The 3159-nt window shown below is 64.8% G+C and carries 6 protein-coding genes; 3 read left to right on the top strand and 3 right to left on the bottom strand.

Going from position 1 to position 3159, the window contains the following annotated elements; genetic code table 11:
• The 3 genes from coaD to VGD20_RS18555 all read right to left on the bottom strand — a co-directional run.
• The coding region (gene coaD, locus VGD20_RS18565; protein ID WP_331135860.1) for a pantetheine-phosphate adenylyltransferase at positions 1-368 on the bottom strand (368 nt) is incomplete at its 3' end.
• Positions 368-1285 (bottom strand): farnesyl diphosphate synthase, encoded by a 918-nt coding sequence (locus VGD20_RS18560; protein ID WP_331135859.1) that lies wholly within the window; start codon positions 1283-1285, stop codon positions 368-370. The genes coaD and VGD20_RS18560, both read right to left, overlap by 1 nt.
• A 6-nt stretch (positions 1286-1291) precedes the next feature.
• Positions 1292-1567, bottom strand: coding sequence for an exodeoxyribonuclease VII small subunit (locus tag VGD20_RS18555; protein WP_331135858.1), 276 nt, complete (start codon positions 1565-1567; stop codon positions 1292-1294).
• A gap of 124 nt (positions 1568-1691) precedes the next feature.
• Between VGD20_RS18555 and VGD20_RS18550 the strand changes: the two genes are divergently transcribed.
• From VGD20_RS18550 to VGD20_RS18540, 3 genes are all read left to right on the top strand, one after another.
• Positions 1692-1973, top strand: coding sequence for a TM2 domain-containing protein (locus VGD20_RS18550; protein ID WP_331135857.1), 282 nt, complete (start codon positions 1692-1694; stop codon positions 1971-1973).
• A gap of 59 nt (positions 1974-2032) precedes the next feature.
• The gene (locus VGD20_RS18545; protein WP_331135856.1) at positions 2033-2695 is read left to right on the top strand and encodes a hypothetical protein; all 663 of its coding nucleotides are present in this window, start codon (positions 2033-2035) and stop codon (positions 2693-2695) included.
• Between the two features lie 131 nt (positions 2696-2826).
• A complete protein-coding gene (locus VGD20_RS18540; RefSeq protein WP_331135855.1) occupies positions 2827-3123 on the top strand; it encodes a hypothetical protein in 297 nt (98 codons plus the stop codon).
• Positions 3124-3159: the final 36 nt, after the last annotated feature.

Raw genomic sequence — 3159 nt, 5'->3', positions numbered from 1 at the left:
GACACGTCGGCCATCAGGAAGACGGTCTCGACCCGGTCGTTCAGCTGCTGGTTCATCCCCGCCATCTGATACTCATATTCGAAGTCGGAGACGGCGCGCAGGCCGCGCAGGATCACCGCCGCGCCTTCCCGCTCGGCGAAGTCCATCAGCAGCGAATCGAACGAGACCACGTCGATCTCGCCCTCGATGCCGTCTATCTCGCGGCGGACCATCGCCATCCGCTCGTCGACCGAGAACATGGGCGACTTGGACGGGTTGGTGGTCACTCCGATGACCAGCCGGTCGACCAGCTTCGCGCCCCGGCGGATGATGTCCATATGCCCGAGCGTGATCGGATCGAACGTCCCCGGATAAACCCCCACCCGCATCAACGGTCCCTTTCCACGACATAGCGCGCGATCGCGCGCAGCAGCGCCGCCTCTTCGCCAAAACCGCTGAGATGCGCAATCGCCTGTTCGACGAGCAGCCCTGCCTGTTCGCGCGCGCGCTCCAGCCCCATCAGCGTGACGAACGTCGCCTTGCCTGCGGCGTCGTCCTTGTGCAGCGCCTTGCCGGCGAGCGCTTCGTCGCCCTCGACATCCATGATGTCGTCGGCAATCTGGAAGGCAAGCCCGATATCACGCGCATAGCCGCGCAACGGCGTGCGGCTTTCGGCCGGAATGCGCGCGAGGATCGCCCCTGCCTCGACCGAAAAGGCAATCAGCGCCCCGGTCTTGAGCTGCTGCAACCTTGTCACCGTCGGCAGATCGAAATTCGCGGTCTCGGCGGCAAGGTCCATCATCTGCCCGCCTGCCATCCCGGCCGGGCCCGCAGCGCGCGCAAGCTCGCAGCAGAGTTCGCCGCGCACGAACGGATCGGCACTCGTCACCGGGTCGCACAACCACTCGAACGCGAGGGCATGGAGCGAATCGCCCGCGAGCACGGCGGTCGCCTCATTGAACGCCCTGTGCACCGTCGGTTTGCCGCGCCGCATATCGTCATCGTCCATGCACGGCAGATCGTCGTGGATCAGCGAATAGACGTGCATCGCCTCGACCGCCGCGCCGACACGCAGGCTGAGCGTGCGGTCGACGTGGAACAGGTCGCCCGCGGCGCGCACCAGCAGCGGACGCAGCCGCTTGCCGCCCGCGATCGCAGCGTGGCGCATCGCTTCGTACAGCGGCCCGCGCGGGTCGGCGGGCACAGGCAGCAACTGGTCGAACAACCGGTCGATCCCCAGCGCGACTTCCGCCTGGGTGGAAACAAGCAATTGCGTTCCGCGCGAAACTTCGTCGTCGAACGCCATGGTGGATCAGCTTTCGCCGAAGGGCGTGGTTCCCGCCGGCCGGCCGTCGGCGCCGAGGCTGACCTGCTCGATACGCGCCTGCGCCGCGGCGAGCCGTGCCTCGCAATGACCGCGCAGCGCGTGCCCGCGTTCGTAAAGCGCCACCGATTCCTCGAGGCTGACGTCGCCGCTTTCGAGCCGCCGCACGATCGTTTCGAGCTCGCCCATCGCAGCCTCGAACGACAGCGACGTGATGGCGTGGGTGCTATCAGCCTGAGCGGCGGTTTCGGGGGTATCCGTCATCTCCCTGCTTTGGCCCTTTCGCCCCCTTGCGGTCAAGCATGACCTCCGGCGATCAAGCGGCCGGGCGCAGATAATGTTTCTTAAGCCTGTCAGGGTAAGAGGATCCGCGAAGGGGGATATTTCGATGGCAACTTATCACGGTGACCTGACGCAGTTTTCGAATGTCCGGTTTCAAAAGACACGCCACAAGTCGCTCGTGATCGCTTATCTCCTGTGGTTCTTCTTCGGGATGCTCGGCCTTCATCGCTTCTATATGGATCGTCTCGCGACAGGATTCGTCCAGCTCGGCATCGTCTTCGCGCAGATATTCATCATCTTCGTCAATCCGAGCCTGTCGATCGCCATGCTCGGCGCGCTCGGCCTCTGGGTGCTGATCGACGGGGTCCTGCTTCCCTTCATGGAATGATCGTCCGCCCACCGATTCGGGGGCATTGACGCAGGCGCGCCCGACGATAGGTTTGGTCCATGTTCATCGGCCATTTTGCACCGGCGCTCATCGCAGCGGCGCGGCCGAAAGCCGCAGGGCTCGGCACGCTGTTCGTTGCTGCGCAACTCATCGACATCGGCTTCGCAGCGCTGCTGATCCCGGGGGCCGAGGCGATGCGGATCGTCCCCGGCATCACTGCGATGAACCCGATGGACCTCCATCATATGCCCTACACCCACAGCCTGCTCGGCGCGCTGATCTGGGGCGGGCTTTTCGGCGCGCTCGTCCGGTTTGCGACGAAACGCAAAGACGCCGCGATCGGCGCCGCGCTGGTCGTCGTCTCGCACTGGTTCATCGACCTGGTCGTGCACATCCCCGATCTGACGCTCTATGGCGCGCCACCCAGGCTCGGCTTCGGCCTGTGGAATCATCCGGCGATCGCGATGCCGCTCGAAATCATGCTGATCGGTGGCGCTTTCCTTTATTATATGCGCCGCACCGAAGTTACGGCGGGGGATAACCGGCGCCTTTGGATGCTCGCCGCACTTCTGGCCTTCGCGCAGGCGGTCGACTGGTTCGGCCCCAAAGAGCCTGCCTATTCGCTCGCGATCCCGGCGACGATGCTGACCACCTATGCGCTGCTCGCGGGCACCGCCGCATGGGCGGGCGCCAACCGGCGGCTGGTTCCGAACGGCATCTGACCCTTTCGCTTCGGCGCAATCGCGGTTCTGCTTTTTGCAATTGCTGGCGCCCGCGCGGCCCGCCATGCTGCAGCGCACAAGAAGAGAGGGGCTCGAAGGCAAGTTTTGTTCATCTGACAAGGACTTGCATCATGAAGAAATATATTCTCCCCGCCCTCGGCCTGCTCACGCTGGCGCCGTCCGTTGCCTTTGCAAAGGATGCACCGACCAATCGCTTCGAGCATGAGGGCAGCACCTACAGCTACACCGTCACGCAGGTTGGCGACACGCGCGTCATCAGCGGCGTCGAGGAACGCACCGGCAAGCCGTTCACCCTCCGCGTCGGCCAGCACCGCGTCCGCGGCACCGTCGGCTCGCAGCAGGTCAGCTTCGCGCTGCGCGATGTCCAGCCGCTCGTGAAGCCGTCGGCCACCCTCGCCTCGCGCTAAACCGTCCCTCCGACCGCAGACCCCATGGTGCAAAAT

The sequence above is a fragment of the Sphingopyxis sp. genome (assembly GCF_036402335.1).
GTDB lineage: Bacteria > Pseudomonadota > Alphaproteobacteria > Sphingomonadales > Sphingomonadaceae > Sphingopyxis.
This window is presented reverse-complemented; position numbering and strand designations above follow the sequence as displayed.